Annotated in this window: 15 protein-coding genes; 13 read left to right on the top strand and 2 right to left on the bottom strand. The window is 72.3% G+C overall.

Annotated features, from left to right (window positions below):
* Positions 1 to 303, bottom strand: a 303-nt coding sequence (locus VJS38_RS00200) for an alpha/beta family hydrolase (RefSeq protein WP_324086141.1), incomplete at its 3' end; no start/stop codon positions are given.
* A gap of 83 nt (positions 304 to 386) precedes the next feature.
* Between VJS38_RS00200 and VJS38_RS00205 the strand changes: the two genes are divergently transcribed.
* Complete coding sequence (locus VJS38_RS00205) at positions 387 to 656, top strand: hypothetical protein (protein WP_324086142.1); 270 nt, start codon at positions 387 to 389, stop codon at positions 654 to 656.
* A gap of 27 nt (positions 657 to 683) precedes the next feature.
* On the opposite strand, the gene VJS38_RS00210 is transcribed toward VJS38_RS00205, so the two are convergent.
* The gene (locus VJS38_RS00210) at positions 684 to 1,520 is read right to left on the bottom strand and encodes a class I SAM-dependent methyltransferase (protein WP_324086143.1); all 837 of its coding nucleotides are present in this window, start codon (positions 1,518 to 1,520) and stop codon (positions 684 to 686) included.
* Between the two features lie 171 nt (positions 1,521 to 1,691).
* Between VJS38_RS00210 and VJS38_RS00215 the strand changes: the two genes are divergently transcribed.
* The 12 genes from VJS38_RS00215 to VJS38_RS00270 form a co-directional block, all read left to right on the top strand.
* Positions 1,692 to 2,321: a DUF4168 domain-containing protein gene (locus VJS38_RS00215; protein WP_324086144.1), complete on the top strand. Its 630-nt coding sequence runs from the start codon at positions 1,692 to 1,694 to the stop codon at positions 2,319 to 2,321.
* A gap of 168 nt (positions 2,322 to 2,489) precedes the next feature.
* Positions 2,490 to 4,697, top strand: coding sequence for an acyl-CoA dehydrogenase (locus tag VJS38_RS00220; RefSeq protein ID WP_324086145.1), 2,208 nt, complete (start codon positions 2,490 to 2,492; stop codon positions 4,695 to 4,697).
* Positions 4,698 to 4,798: 101 nt separating this feature from the next.
* The gene (locus VJS38_RS00225; protein WP_324086146.1) at positions 4,799 to 5,494 is read left to right on the top strand and encodes an isoprenylcysteine carboxylmethyltransferase family protein; all 696 of its coding nucleotides are present in this window, start codon (positions 4,799 to 4,801) and stop codon (positions 5,492 to 5,494) included.
* Between the two features lie 104 nt (positions 5,495 to 5,598).
* Positions 5,599 to 6,213 carry a YceI family protein gene (locus VJS38_RS00230; RefSeq protein ID WP_324086147.1) on the top strand — a complete coding sequence of 205 codons (615 nt, stop codon included), beginning with the start codon at positions 5,599 to 5,601 and terminating at the stop codon, positions 6,211 to 6,213.
* Between the two features lie 55 nt (positions 6,214 to 6,268).
* On the top strand, positions 6,269 to 6,679 hold the full coding sequence (locus VJS38_RS00235; RefSeq protein ID WP_324086148.1) for a hypothetical protein: 411 nt from the start codon (positions 6,269 to 6,271) through the stop codon (positions 6,677 to 6,679).
* Between the two features lie 135 nt (positions 6,680 to 6,814).
* On the top strand, positions 6,815 to 7,414 hold the full coding sequence (locus VJS38_RS00240; RefSeq protein ID WP_324086149.1) for an RNA polymerase sigma factor: 600 nt from the start codon (positions 6,815 to 6,817) through the stop codon (positions 7,412 to 7,414).
* Positions 7,415 to 7,424: 10 nt separating this feature from the next.
* Positions 7,425 to 8,099: a zf-HC2 domain-containing protein gene (locus VJS38_RS00245; RefSeq protein WP_324086150.1), complete on the top strand. Its 675-nt coding sequence runs from the start codon at positions 7,425 to 7,427 to the stop codon at positions 8,097 to 8,099.
* Positions 8,096 to 9,406, top strand: coding sequence for a S8 family peptidase (locus VJS38_RS00250; RefSeq protein WP_324086151.1), 1,311 nt, complete (start codon positions 8,096 to 8,098; stop codon positions 9,404 to 9,406). Before VJS38_RS00245 ends, VJS38_RS00250 begins: the two co-directional genes overlap by 4 nt.
* Positions 9,407 to 9,590: 184 nt before the next feature.
* Positions 9,591 to 10,340 (top strand): TorF family putative porin, encoded by a 750-nt coding sequence (locus tag VJS38_RS00255; protein WP_324086152.1) that lies wholly within the window; start codon positions 9,591 to 9,593, stop codon positions 10,338 to 10,340.
* Between the two features lie 101 nt (positions 10,341 to 10,441).
* Positions 10,442 to 11,554: a TIGR03118 family protein gene (locus tag VJS38_RS00260; RefSeq protein WP_324086153.1), complete on the top strand. Its 1,113-nt coding sequence runs from the start codon at positions 10,442 to 10,444 to the stop codon at positions 11,552 to 11,554.
* Between the two features lie 10 nt (positions 11,555 to 11,564).
* Entirely contained in the window at positions 11,565 to 12,257 is a 693-nt protein-coding gene (locus VJS38_RS00265) for a C39 family peptidase (RefSeq protein ID WP_324086154.1), read from the top strand.
* Positions 12,254 to 12,443, top strand: a 190-nt coding sequence (locus VJS38_RS00270) for a hypothetical protein (RefSeq protein ID WP_324086155.1), incomplete at its 3' end; no start/stop codon positions are given. The genes VJS38_RS00265 and VJS38_RS00270, both read left to right, overlap by 4 nt.

The raw sequence follows: 12,443 nt of genomic DNA on the forward strand, positions 1-12,443 counted from the left end.
CGCAGCCGCCGCCGCGCGCACCGCCGCCTGCGCCACCGCCGGCGGGTCCGGCCGCCTGGAGTCGCGCTGCATGTAGGGGAATTGATAGCGCAGGCTCGCCACCCCCAGGCCCGCCAGGCCGTCGGCGATGGCGCTCATCGACCGGTGCGTCATGCCCGCGCCGGCGCCGTGGGCCAGCACCAGGCAGGCGCGCGCCGCGTCGGGCGCCTGCCAGAGGCCGGAAACCGGATCTGCGTCGCCGATCGGTATGGTGACGTCCTGGGCCTGCATCGGGCGATCATAGACGACCCGGGCCGGGCGCAACGCCTCATCTGTCCACGGCCGGACAGACGAGCACCTGGCGCTCGCCTAACGTCGGTTTCAGACACTCAGCTTGCGAGAACGAGATGGCCGCGTACCAAGCCTATGCCGGCGCGTTCAGCGACGGACGGCGGGATTTTCGCTGGAGCTGTTATGCGACATGCCGCGTCTACGAGGTCCGCGCGCTGGACTCCAGCCTGCCGGCCGCGCCCGACGGCCGCAAGTGGGTGAGCCGGCGCCAGCATGGCCAGAGCGGGCCGCGGATGGCGATGCTGGTGGATCGCCAGATCGACGAATTCTCGCATATGCTCGCCCAGATCTCGGAGCCGCGGTCGTTCGCGCCGGTCGGCTACTGAGCTCCGCCCGGGCCTGAAGGCGGAGGCTCAGGCCGGCGACCGCGCCGTCACGATCCAGACCGCGGCGTCGAGCTTCGGCCCCTCCGGCCCGTCATGCGCCGCCAGGGTCGCCCGCACGCGCGGCCGCACCGGCTCGCGCAGCTCGGGATTTTCACGCAGGATCGCCCCCAACGGGCCGATCCTGAGCGCCAGGGCCAGCGCGGTCTCCAGGTCGCCGCTTCCGACCTTTTCGTCGTGCGGCGTGATCTCGACGGCCTCGAAGCCCGCGTCAGCCAGGATGCCGCGCACGCGGTCGGGATCGGCGAAGGCGAACGGGCCGGGCGCGCCCGGCTCCTGCGGCGCCGGCGGCGGCACGAGCGTCCCCGCCGCCTCCATCGGCAGGCGCATGATCGGGTTCACGCCGGGCGTGCGCCAGCAGACGAAGGCGAGCCGGCCGCCAGGCTTCAGCGCGCGCCGGATGTTGGTGAAGGCGGCCGCCGGATTTTCGAAGAACATCACCCCGAAGCGTGAGAAGGCGGCGTCGAACGTCCCGGGCTCGAAGGGGAAGACCTGGGCGTCCCCCTGCGCCACCTTCAGCCCGGCCACGCCTGCGATCCGGCGGCGCGCGACGTCCAGCAACGGCTCGGAGAGGTCGACGCCCAGCACCGCCCCGCCCGCCCCCACGGCCCGGGCCAGCTCAAGGCTCGTCTCGCCGGCGCCGCAGCCGACGTCGAGGATGCGCTCGCCCGGTGCGGGCGCCAGCGCGGCCATCGCGCGGCGGCCCAAGGGGGCGACCTGCAAGTCGAGGCCTTTCTGGAATTCGGCCCAACTGCGGCCAGCGGCCTCGTTCCAGTAGGCGGCCTGCGCCGCGTTGGGTTCGCTCATCGGATCCACTCGCCATTCATTCCGAAGGTGGACGCTGTTTTAGCAGACACGGCTGGCGGCTGAGCGACCGTCTGACGCAGGGCCGCGCCTGAGCCGTAGCCTCGCGCGCGCGGCGACCTTAGGCTCCACGGTCACGCTTCAGCTCAAGAATCACCAACGGGGGAGTCTCCAATGCCTCGCAGGCCTCTTCTGCCGCTCGCGGCGATCGCTACGCTCATGCTGTCGGCCGCAGCCCAGGCCCAGGAAGCGCCCGCCTCGCCGCCGGCCTCGGCCGCCGCGGCGCCGGCGCACAAGTCGTACACCCCCGACCAGATGAGCAGCTTCGCCCATGCGACCGTCGAGCTGCAGAACCTGGGCTCCCAGGACCCGGACCAGATGACCAAGGCGATCCAGGGCGCCGGGATGAGCGTCGAGGACTACAACAGGATGGGCGACGCCATGCGGGCCGATCCCAAGCTGGCCTCCAGCCTGACGCCCTATCTCGACTCCGCCAACACCGACCGCGCCGCGCGCGTCTACGCCGAGCGCTCGCGGACTCCGAGCTTCGCCGGCCAGCCGCGCCGGACGACCTCGCATCACGCCGCCGCCGCCAGCCACAAGACCACCGCCCACAAGACGAGCAGCCGGCATTCGCGCAGCGCCAGCGCGCACAAGGCCGCGCGCACCGCCAAGCACGCGCATGCGGCCAAGGCCTCGCACAAGCACACCACGAGCGCCGCGCACCACGCGACGAAGAAGAAGACGAGCGCCCACAAGGCCTCGTCGGCGGCGCACAAGACGCGCAGGCACAAGCGGTCCTGAGCGCCGAACGGCCGCTTGCACGGCTCTCGGCGATCTGTCCGCCGGCCCGCGCCAACGCTCGGGCGATAAGCGGCCGGGCCTGCCTTGCGCGGGGGCGCCATTTGACTAGGAGGTGACGGGCGTCCGCGGCGCGGACGGCGGCCGGTGATGGTCGCGGGAGGAGTGACGATGAAGCTCGGGATGCCGGAAGGCAGCCTGCCGGTGCAGGAGATGTTCGAGCGCTTCTTCGCCACCGAGTCGACCTCGGCGCGGGTCCGCGCGGCCGAGCCGGTGGGTTTCGATTCTGCGCTGTGGAGCGAGTTGGTCGGCCTGGAAGCGCCGCTGATGCGCCTGTCGGCCTCCGCCGGCGGCGGCGAGATGAGCCTGTTCGACGCCTGCCTGATGATGGAGCAGGCCGGCCGCCGCCTGGCTTCGGCGCCCCTGGCCGAGGCGGTCGTCGCGGTCCGCGCGCTGGGCGAGCTGGGCGGCGACGTGGCCCGCGTCTGGATCGAGAAGGTCCGCGCCGGCGGCGCCGTCCTGACGCTGGCCCTGCACCCGGCCGAGGCCGGCGCGGCCCAGCTCGTCCCGGGCGGGGCGGCGGCGGAAGGGATCCTGAGCTTCGACGGCTCCGAGGTGGCGATCGAGGTCCCCGCCGCTCCGCTGGTAGCGCCCGCCACCCTGGGCGGTTCGGCGATCGGCGTCTTCGTCCCCGGCATGGGCGAGCGCCACGTCATCGCCAGCAACGCCGACGCCGCGCGCATCTGGATGGCCGCCGTCGAGGAATGGAAGGTGCTGACCGCCGCGGCGCTCACCGGCCTTTCGCTGGAAGTCCTGCAGATGGCGGCGACCTACGCCGCCGAGCGCATGGCCTTCGACCAGCCGATCGGCGCCAACCAGGGCATCGCCCACCCGCTGGCCGACGACGTGATCGACGCCGACGGCGGCAAGATGCTGCTGTGGGCCACCCTGCGCGCGCTGGCGGACGGCAGGGCGGACGCCGCCTCGATGGTCTCGCAGCTGTTCTGGTGGGCCTCGCGCACCGCCACCAGCGCCGTCGCCCATGCGCTGCACACCTTCGGCGGCTACGGCCTGTCGAACGAGTACGACCTGCAGCTCTACCACCGCCGGGCCAAGGCCTGGCCGCTGGTGCTGGGCGACCCGCAGACCGAGCTGGTCCGCGCCGGCCGCCGCCTGCTGCTCGGCGAGGCGGCGGTCGCGCCGGATCCAGGCCCGGTCGAGGTCGATTTCGAAGCTCCTCCTGGCGGCGAGGCGCTGGCCGCCGAGACCCGCGCCCTGTTCGCGAGCATCCTGGACCCTGCGAAGCACAAGCTGCACGACCACTCCTTCGAGGCCCACGACTGGGAGGTCCACCGCGCGCTCGGCAAGGCCCGCCTGCTGTTCCCCGAATGGCCGGAGGAATGGGGCGGCCGGGGCGCCGACGCGGCCTCGACCCGGGCCAGCCTCGCGGTCTGGCAAGAGGTCGGCTACATCGCGCCGCCGCGCAGCACGACCGGCCTGGTGGGCGATGCGATCCTGAAGTTCGGCTCCGAGGAGCTGAAGAAGGAGGTGCTGCACGACTTCGCCTCCGGGCAGAAGACCGCGGCGCTGGGCTACACCGAGCCGTCCGGCGGCTCCGACGTGTTCGCCGCCAAGACCCGCGCCGTGCGCGACGGCGACGACTGGGTGATCAACGGCCAGAAGATGTTCACCTCCGGCGCGGAGTGGGCGAGCTACGTCTTCCTCTTGACCCGCACCGACCCGAACGCGCCCAAGCACAAGGGCCTGACCATGTTCCTGGCGCCGCTGGACGCGCCGGGCGTGGAGATCCACCCGGTCTACACCTTCATGGACGAGCGGACGAACGGCACCTTCTACACCGACGTGCGCATCCCCGACCGCTACCGCATCGGCGAGGTCAACGGCGGGGTGACGGTGATGGCCTCGGCCCTCAGCCAGGAGCAGGGCGGCGGCTCCTACCACAAGAACATGCGCGCCATGGCCAGGGCCGCCGAAGCGTGGGCCCGCAAGACCGAGCGCGACGGCAGGCCGGCGATCGAGGATCCGCGCATCCTCGCGCGGCTGGCCCGCGTCCACGCCGACGCCAACATCGCCGAGGCGCTCTCGGCCAAGGTGCTGGGCATGCGGCTGGCGGGCGTGCGCGACCAGGCCTTCGGCCCGGCGGCGAAGGTCTTCTCCACCGAGGCCTTCATCAAGGACTCCGCCGACCTGCTGGACCTGGCGGCGCCGCAGTCGCTGATCCGCGGCCAGGAAGGCCTGGGAATGGTCGAGATGGGCTATCGCCACTCCACCGCCACGACCATCTACGGCGGCGCCAGCGAGGTGCTGCGCAGCATGGTCGCCGAACGGCGCCTGGGCCTGCCGCGCAGCCGCGCGTAGAGTCAGATCCTTCTCGAACTTTTGACTTCCCGGCGAATTTACCGCTGAGGCGCGACCGCCGGGGCGGCGTCCTGCTGCAGGGGAGCGCCGAGAGCTGGGAGATGTCCGTTCGCACCGTCCTGCCCGCCCTGGTCCTGCAGTCGGTGGCGGGCTTCGCCGTCGCCGCCGTCCTGCTGTTCCTGCCGGCCGGGACTCTGGCGTGGCCGGAGGGCTGGGCCTTCCTCATCCTCTTCACGATCTGCAGCCTGGTCACGGACATCTGGCTCCTGCGGCGCGATCCGGCGCTGCTCGCAGCGCGCATGCGCTCGCCCCTGGCCGCCGGCCAGAGCCGGCGCGACCGGACCGTCATGGCGGCGATCCTGGTCGCCTTCGTCGGCTGGATCGTCTTCATGCCGCTCGACGCGCAGCGGTTCGGCTGGTCGCGGACGCCGCCGCCCTGGGTCCAGGCGCTGGGAGCGGCCCTGGTCGTCGCGGCGTTCTGGGGCTGGTTCCGGGTGCTGCGCGCCAACAGCTTCGCGGCGACCACCATCCAACTGCAGCGCGACCGCGGCCAGAGGGTGATCACCACCGGCCCCTACGCCATCGTGCGGCACCCGATGTACGCCTCCAGCATCCTCTTGATGCTGGGCGCGCCGCTGATGCTGGGCTCGCTCTGGGGTCTGGCGGCGCTGGTCGTCTTCATACCGCTGCTCGCCGCCCGTGTGCTGGGCGAGGAGGCCATGCTGTTCGCGGGCCTGCCGGGCTATGCGGACTACGCGCGCAAGGTCCGGTTCCGCCTTGCCCCGGGAATCTGGTGATCGGAACCCCAGCCGCCGGTCGCAGGCGCGCTGCTGCTTAAACGGGACTGGCCGCCGGTGGAACCAATGCTCCAAGACCCGGTTTCGGATCTGGGAGCTTCGCCTTGCCCGACGTCCTGCCGATCGCCCTCGTCCTGGCGCTGCTCGCCCCTGTCCCCGGCGCGGCCCAGGCGGCCGAAGAGCCCCGGCAGGCGACGGCGGGCGACTACGTCCTGGACAGCAGCACCGCCAGCCTCGTCATTCGCCTGACCGGCTTCATCGGCTCCACCACGACCTTGCGCCTCACGAAGCTGGAGGGGCGCCTGCACTACGACCCGGCCCGGCCGGAGGCGGCCAGCGTCACGGTGAGCGCCGATCCGCGATCGATCCAGACGTCGCACACTCCTGTCGCGCGCTACGCCAAGACCCTGTTCGAGCCGCAGAAATTCCCCATCATCGCCTTCACCTCGACCACCCTGACCTGGGACGGCGCCAGTGGCGATGCGACCGGCGACCTGACCTTCCATGGTGTCACGCGGCCGACGACCTTGAACGTGTCGCTGGCGGACGCCCGGCGGGGCGCCTCGCCGACCGAAGAGCGCGTCCGCTTCCTGGGCCGTGGCCAGTTGAAGCGCTCGGCGTTCGGCCTGACCCAGGGCCGGCCCTTCGTCGGCGACACGGTCAGCCTGAGTTTCGACCTGGAGTTCGTGAAGCCGCCGACGCGCAGCGCACAGCGTTGAGGTTGCGTCCGGTCCGCATCGCCCTAAACAGGCGCCGCAAATGCAGGAGCCGCCGATGGACCAGGACTCTGACATGCGGGACGACGAGGAAGGCGGCGGCTTCGACGTCGACGATTGGACCAGGCTCGAGCCCTTCACCGGCGCCGTGGCCACTCTCGCGGACGTGCAGGCCGGACGCGCGGTGTTCGCGCTCGGCGACACCCTGGACGCACGGCCGCTGGACATGGCCCTGCCGCAGCCGGTGATCTGGTGGGACGACGACGGCGAGCAGGCGGCCGTCGCCGTCCAGGCCGAGGCGCACACCACCGAAGACGGCGAGGCGATGGAGGTGCTGGGCCTGATCCTGCCGGACGGCGGCGGGGCCGTCGCCCTGCTGGAGGACGTCGACCTGGTGGACGACACCGATCCCGCCTGGCGCGAGCTGGTCGCCGGCGCCGTCGATCCGGAGGACGCCGACGAAGCCTGAAAGGCGACGCGCCATGGGCCGCGCGGGCGGCCGGCCGATGCGCTAAGCTGCTGGCCGCAGACCGAAAGTTCCGCCCGGCTTGAACCTTTCGCGCCGCTGGCGGGATGAAGGCCGCAGGATGCGAAAGGGTTGACCTTGAACAGCCCAGATGCGGCGAGCGGACGCGAACGGGCCTCGGACCGTGCGAGGCTCGACGACGAGGCGCAGCTGATTGCGCGCATCCGCGCGCGCGACCTGCGGGCGTTCGAGAGCCTGTATCGCCGCTACCATCCGCGGCTGAGCCGCTTCCTGACCAACCTGTTGCGCAGGCCGCATCTGGTGGAGGAGGTCTTGAACGACACCATGCTCGTCGTGTGGAACAAGCCGGACAGCTACAACGGGGCGAGCCGGCTCTCGACCTGGATCTTCGCGATCGGCTACCGCAAGGCGTTGAAGGCGCTGCGCCGCTATGACGATCCGCTGGAGGACCTGCAGGCGGAGAGCCGGGCCAGCGGCGAGCCGGGCCCGGAGATCCAGCTCGGCCGGCGCCAGGCGCACGAGGCCCTGCTGGGCGCAATGGGCGAGCTGTCGCCCGACCACCGCGCGGTGGTCGACCTGACCTACTTCCACGAGATGGGCTACCGCGAGATCGCCGAGGTCATGGACTGCCCGGTCGACACGGTGAAAACGCGCATGTTCTACGCCCGCCGCCACCTCAAGCGCGTGCTGGCCGGCGCGCTCTCGGACTGGGTCTAGGACGGCCGCCATGCGCCGCACCGATCCCCTTCCGCCCCACCGCCCCCTGGACTGGCACGAGCAGACCCAGACGCTGCTGCCCTGGTACGTCAGCGGCGAGCTCGACGGCGAGGAGCTTGAGCTGGTCGAGGCGCATCTGCGCGAGTGCGCCGAATGCCGCGCCGAGTTCCGGCTGGAGCATCGGCTCGGCCATGCGGTGGCGGGGATGCCGTTCGACGCGGACCTGGGCTGGGTCCGGATGCGCGAGCGGATCGCCGCGCAGCGGGACCGTCAGGGCCTCTCGGGCGTCCTCCGCGGCGCCTTCTCGTCCAGCGCCCGGACGGGCTGGGCGATCGCCGCCCAGGTCGTGCTGGTGGTCGGCGCGATCGGCATGCTGCTGCCGCTGACCCAGCCGGCGGCGAGCGACCACGCCCCCGGCGCCCCTGCCCCCGGCTACCACGCCCTGGGCGCCGCGCCCCCTGCGCCCGCCGGCGACGTGATCGTCGTTTTCCGCCCCGAGGCCCAGGCCCAAGACCTTTCGCGCGCGCTGCGCGACAGCAGCGCCCGGCTGGTCGACGGCCCGACCGCGGCCGGCGCCTATGTGCTGGCGGTCGCCCCCAGCGAGCGCGCCGCCGCCCTGGCGAAGCTTCGCGCCAGCGGCGAGGTCGTCATGGCCGAGCCGATCGACCCGGCGACGCGGCCATGAGACGGCCCCCGCTGCGCCGGTTCGCCTGGCTGGCAGCCTCGGTCTGGGCCGCCTGCGCCGGCCCCGCTGCAGCCGCCGCTCCCCCCGCCGTCACTGTCGCCGCACCGCAAGGCGGACCAAGCGCGGGGCGGGACGCGCGGCAGGAGGTGCTGGTGCTAGTGCGCCTGCCGCCGGCGCATTACCGGCCGGGCGCCGACTACATCGGCGGCTATGCCGACGACCTCTCGCGCAAGACCCAGCGCCAGCTGGCCGAGCGGATCGCGCGGGCGCACAAGCTGACCCTGGTCGACGACTGGCCGATGCCGCTCCTGGGCCTGGACTGCTTCGTCATGGCCGCGCCCGGCGGTCCGAAGGAAGCGGCGCAGGCCGCCGCCGCCCTGGCCCGCGATCCGGCGGTGGCCTGGACCGAGCCCATGCACCTCTACCATGCCGAGGGCCAGCCGGCCGCAGCCTCCCCGGCGCGGGGCGATCCGCTGTTCGCCGCCCAGCCGGCGGCGCGGGAATGGCGTTTGGCCGACCTGCACAAGACCGCGACCGGCCGGCGCGTGCCGGTGGCGGTGATCGACAGCCAGGTGGAGACGGACCACCCCGACCTCCAGGGCCAGATCGCGGCGAAGGCCGACTTCACCCCCCAGCCCTCCAGCAGCGGCGAACGGCACGGAACCGGCGTGGCCGGCGTGATCGCCGCGAAGGAGAACAACGGCCTCGGCGTGGCCGGCGTCGCCCCAGGCGCCAGGCTGCTAGCGCTGCGCGCCTGCTGGGAAGCGGGCGCCGGCCAGGGCACGGTCTGCGACAGCGTCAGCCTCGCCAAGGCGCTGCACTTCGCCATCGAGCGCCGCGTCCAGGTGATCAACCTCAGCCTCGCCGGTCCGCCCGACATGCTGCTCGGCAAGCTGCTGGACGTGGCGCTGGCGCGCGGCGCGACGGTGGTCGCAGCCTTCGACCCGCACCTGCCCCAGGGCGGCTTTCCCGCCTCGCACAAGGGGGTCGTCCGCGTTGCGGACGAGTCCTTGGCGAGCGTGCAACCGGGAGTCTACAGTGCGCCGGGGCAGGATGTGCCCACCACGCAGCCAGGTGGACGGTGGTCTCTCGTCGACGGCAGCTCCTATGCGGCGGCCCACGTGAGCGGGCTGATGGCTCTGCTGCGTGAGCGCGCGCGAGCCAGCGCCGGCGCGCTCACCCTGGTCTCGACGCGACCCGGCGGCGGGTCCATCGACGCCTGCGCAAGCCTGCTCGGCCAGGCCCGCGCCTGCCCCCGCCAGGCCCTCGCCAGCAAGGCTCTCGGCGTCGCCGGGATGGCGCGCTAGAGCATTCGGCGGTTCGAATGAACCGACGATTGCTCGTAAGCCTTTGAAGTTAGACCATTCGCGACACCGAACCGGCATCCACTTCGGCTGCGAATGGTCTAGGGAAAGGTCCGCGCCCCTCTACCCGCTCGTCCCCGCGAAAGCGGGGATCCAGGCGCTTTTCGTTCCGGGCCTCGCGATCGCCTTGACGCCTCAGCACAAAAAAACCCGGGCGCCCGCTTTCGCGCGGAGGAGCGGATTTGGGGGACCCGCCCTCGCCATCCTGACGGCCGTGCTCGCCGTGGGTGCGGCGAACAGCGCCGCCGCCCAGGTCAGGGCCGCCGCCGAGGTCGCCACCAGCGCGCGGTTTCGCGGCCGAGCGGTCAGCCAGAACCAGCCGGTGGCCGGCCTCGATCTCTCCTACGACGCGGCGAGCGGCGTCTACGCCGGGGTCTCGGGCGCCGTGGCGGCGACCTCGCACGACGGCCTGCAGGGGCTGACGCTGCGCGAGTACCTCGGCTACGCCCGGCGGCTCGACGCGGGCCCGACCGTCGACTTCGGCTTCACCCACGCCACCTACAGCGAATACTACGGCGGCCGGGGCGCGCCCCAGTACAGCGAGGTCTACGCCGGCCTGACCACACGCCGCCTCACCACGCGGCTCTCCTATTCGCCGAGCTATTTCGGCAGCCAGATCCGCACGCTCTACGGCGAGGTCGAGAGCGCCGTGCAGCCGGCGCGCAACTGGCGCCTCAGCGCCCACGGCGGCGTGCTCGCCCGGGTCGGCGGCGGTCAGCCGCCGCCTGGCTACCGGACGCTGCAGTACGACTGGCGCGTCGGTCTGGCGACCGCGCTCCGCAGCTTCGAAGTCGAACTCGCCTGGTCCGGCGCCGGGCCCGACGCGGCCTACGGCAGTCGCTCAGGCGTGGTCCTGGCGCTGCGGCGCGACTTCTGAGCCGACGCACAATTTCGTGTTCGCGTCGAACGTGACGTGCGGCCTCGGAGATTTACCGCTCAGGCCGGCGCTAGGCCGGCCCAGCACGGGAGAGCTCCCCCATGTCGCGCCTGTCCAGAAGCGCCAAGGCTGTCGTCGTCGCCGCCAGCCTGATTGGCCCGCCAACGCTCGCCGCGCCCATTGCGCTCAGCGACGCCCAGCTCGGGGCCGTCTCCGCCGGGGTGAAATTCAACATCACCAACCAGGTCTCCGACCAGGCCGGGGCGGCCAATGTGACCGACCCGCTGCTGGTCAACGCCTGGGGTCTGAGCCAGGGGCCCGGCACCCTGCTGTGGGTCGCCAACAACGGCTCCAACACCTCGACGATCTATGATCCCAGCACCTTCGCCAAGGCGCCGCTGAACGTGAACGTGCCGGGCGCGCCGACCGGCACCACCTTCGTGGGCGTCGGCAACGCCTTCAACGTCAGCGAGGGTGGCAAGATGGGGAACACCATCTTCGCCTTCGCCACCGAGGGCGGGCAGCTCGAGGGCTGGAACCCGACCGTCGACGCCCAGAACGCCATCGTCGCCAAGACCATCGACGGCGCGATCTTCAAGGGGCTGACGCTCGGCTCCAACGGCGCGCAGGCCCTGCTCTTCGCCAGCGACTTCGGCCACGGCGCGGTGAGCGCGTTCGACTCCGGCTTCAACCAGGTCAACAGCTTCACCGATCCGAACCTGCCGCCGAACTATGTGCCGTTCAACGTGCAGAACCTGAACGGCGAGCTCTACGTCACCTTCGCCCTGAAGCAGCCGGGCGACAAGGACGAGACCGCCGGCAAGGGCCTGGGCTTCGTCGACGTGTTCGACACCGCCGGCCATTTCGAGCGCCGGCTGATCTCGAACGGCAAGCTGAACGCGCCGTGGGGCCTGGCGATCGCGCCGCAGAGCTTCGGCAAGTTCGCCGGCGCCCTGCTGGTCGGCAATTTCGGCAACGGCAAGATCAACGCCTACAATCCGGTGACCGGCGAGTGGCTGGGCCAGGTGAAGGATCTCGCGGGCAATCCCAGCATCGACGGCCTGTGGGCGCTGCATACAGGGCCCAACGGAACCATCATCTTCTCCGCCGGGCCGAACGACGAGACCCACGGCCTGGTCGGCACGATCCAGCCGGCGGGCATGCGGATGTGGGGCCGCGACCAGGTCGCCAACATGGCCATGATGCACCATTGAGGCCGGGCTCATGGATCGACATGTCCTGGTCGCGCGGGCGCAGCCCTTAGCCCGCGCCGCCTTGCTGGCGTTCGTCGCCTGCGCAGCGTTTCCGCGCGGCGCCGAGTCCGCTCCCGCCCGTCCGGACGCCATGCCCGTCCGCAGCCTCATCGAGCTGCGCGACGATCGCCTGGCGCGCCAGCATTGGGACCTGTCGTGCGGGGCGGCGGTCGTCGCCACCCTGCTCACCTACCAGCTGGGGGCGCCGGCGAGCGAGCGCGACGCCGCGCTCGGGATGCTGCGCTCCGGCGACGCTCGGCTCGTGCGCGCCCGGCTGGGCTTTTCGCTGCTCGACGTCAAGCGCTTCGCCGCCGCCCGGGGCTTCGAGGCCGAGGGCTATGGCGGCCTGACGCTGGACGAGCTGGTCGCCATGGCGCCGGTGATTACGCCCATCCGCGTGTTCGGCTTCGGCCACTTCGTCGTCGTGCGCGGCCGCCAGGGCGACCGGCTGCTGCTCGCCGACCCGGCGTTCGGCAACCGGACGATGACCGTCGGCGCCTTCCAGGCGGCCTGGCCCAGCCGCATCGGCCTGGTGATCCTGCCCGAGGGCCAGCCGCATCCGCCCAACCGCATGGGTGCCCCGCCCGAGCTGTTCCTCACGCCCGCGGCGAGCGCGGTGCGCAGCGCCGACGCCAACCTCCGCGCCGCGGAAGCCGTGCGATGAGGGCCGCCGTCCCGGCCCTCGTCGCGCTCGCCATGGCCGCCGCGGCCGGGCCGATCTGCGCCCAGCCGCTGACGCGGGACGATCTCGTCAAGGCGCTCGCCGACCGTGACCGGCGGATCGCCGACCTGGAGCGCCGGCTGGCCGACCTCGAGCGCCAGCGCCCCGCAGCGCCCGCGGCCGCCGCAG

Source organism: Phenylobacterium sp. (assembly GCF_035276905.1).
Classification (GTDB): Bacteria; Pseudomonadota; Alphaproteobacteria; order Caulobacterales; family Caulobacteraceae; genus Phenylobacterium.

What these genes read in the sequence shown, in the direction of transcription:
- VJS38_RS00205 (WP_324086142.1), top strand. Translation starts at nt 387, where the DNA reads ATGGCCGCGTACCAAGCCTATGCCGGCGCGTTCAGCGACGGACGGCGG.
- VJS38_RS00210 (WP_324086143.1), bottom strand. Translation starts at nt 1,520, where the DNA reads ATGAGCGAACCCAACGCGGCGCAGGCCGCCTACTGGAACGAGGCCGCT.
- VJS38_RS00215 (WP_324086144.1), top strand. Translation starts at nt 1,692, where the DNA reads ATGCCTCGCAGGCCTCTTCTGCCGCTCGCGGCGATCGCTACGCTCATG.
- VJS38_RS00220 (WP_324086145.1), top strand. Translation starts at nt 2,490, where the DNA reads ATGAAGCTCGGGATGCCGGAAGGCAGCCTGCCGGTGCAGGAGATGTTC.
- VJS38_RS00225 (WP_324086146.1), top strand. Translation starts at nt 4,799, where the DNA reads ATGTCCGTTCGCACCGTCCTGCCCGCCCTGGTCCTGCAGTCGGTGGCG.
- VJS38_RS00235 (WP_324086148.1), top strand. Translation starts at nt 6,269, where the DNA reads ATGGACCAGGACTCTGACATGCGGGACGACGAGGAAGGCGGCGGCTTC.
- VJS38_RS00245 (WP_324086150.1), top strand. Translation starts at nt 7,425, where the DNA reads ATGCGCCGCACCGATCCCCTTCCGCCCCACCGCCCCCTGGACTGGCAC.
- VJS38_RS00250 (WP_324086151.1), top strand. Translation starts at nt 8,096, where the DNA reads ATGAGACGGCCCCCGCTGCGCCGGTTCGCCTGGCTGGCAGCCTCGGTC.
- VJS38_RS00260 (WP_324086153.1), top strand. Translation starts at nt 10,442, where the DNA reads ATGTCGCGCCTGTCCAGAAGCGCCAAGGCTGTCGTCGTCGCCGCCAGC.
- VJS38_RS00265 (WP_324086154.1), top strand. Translation starts at nt 11,565, where the DNA reads ATGGATCGACATGTCCTGGTCGCGCGGGCGCAGCCCTTAGCCCGCGCC.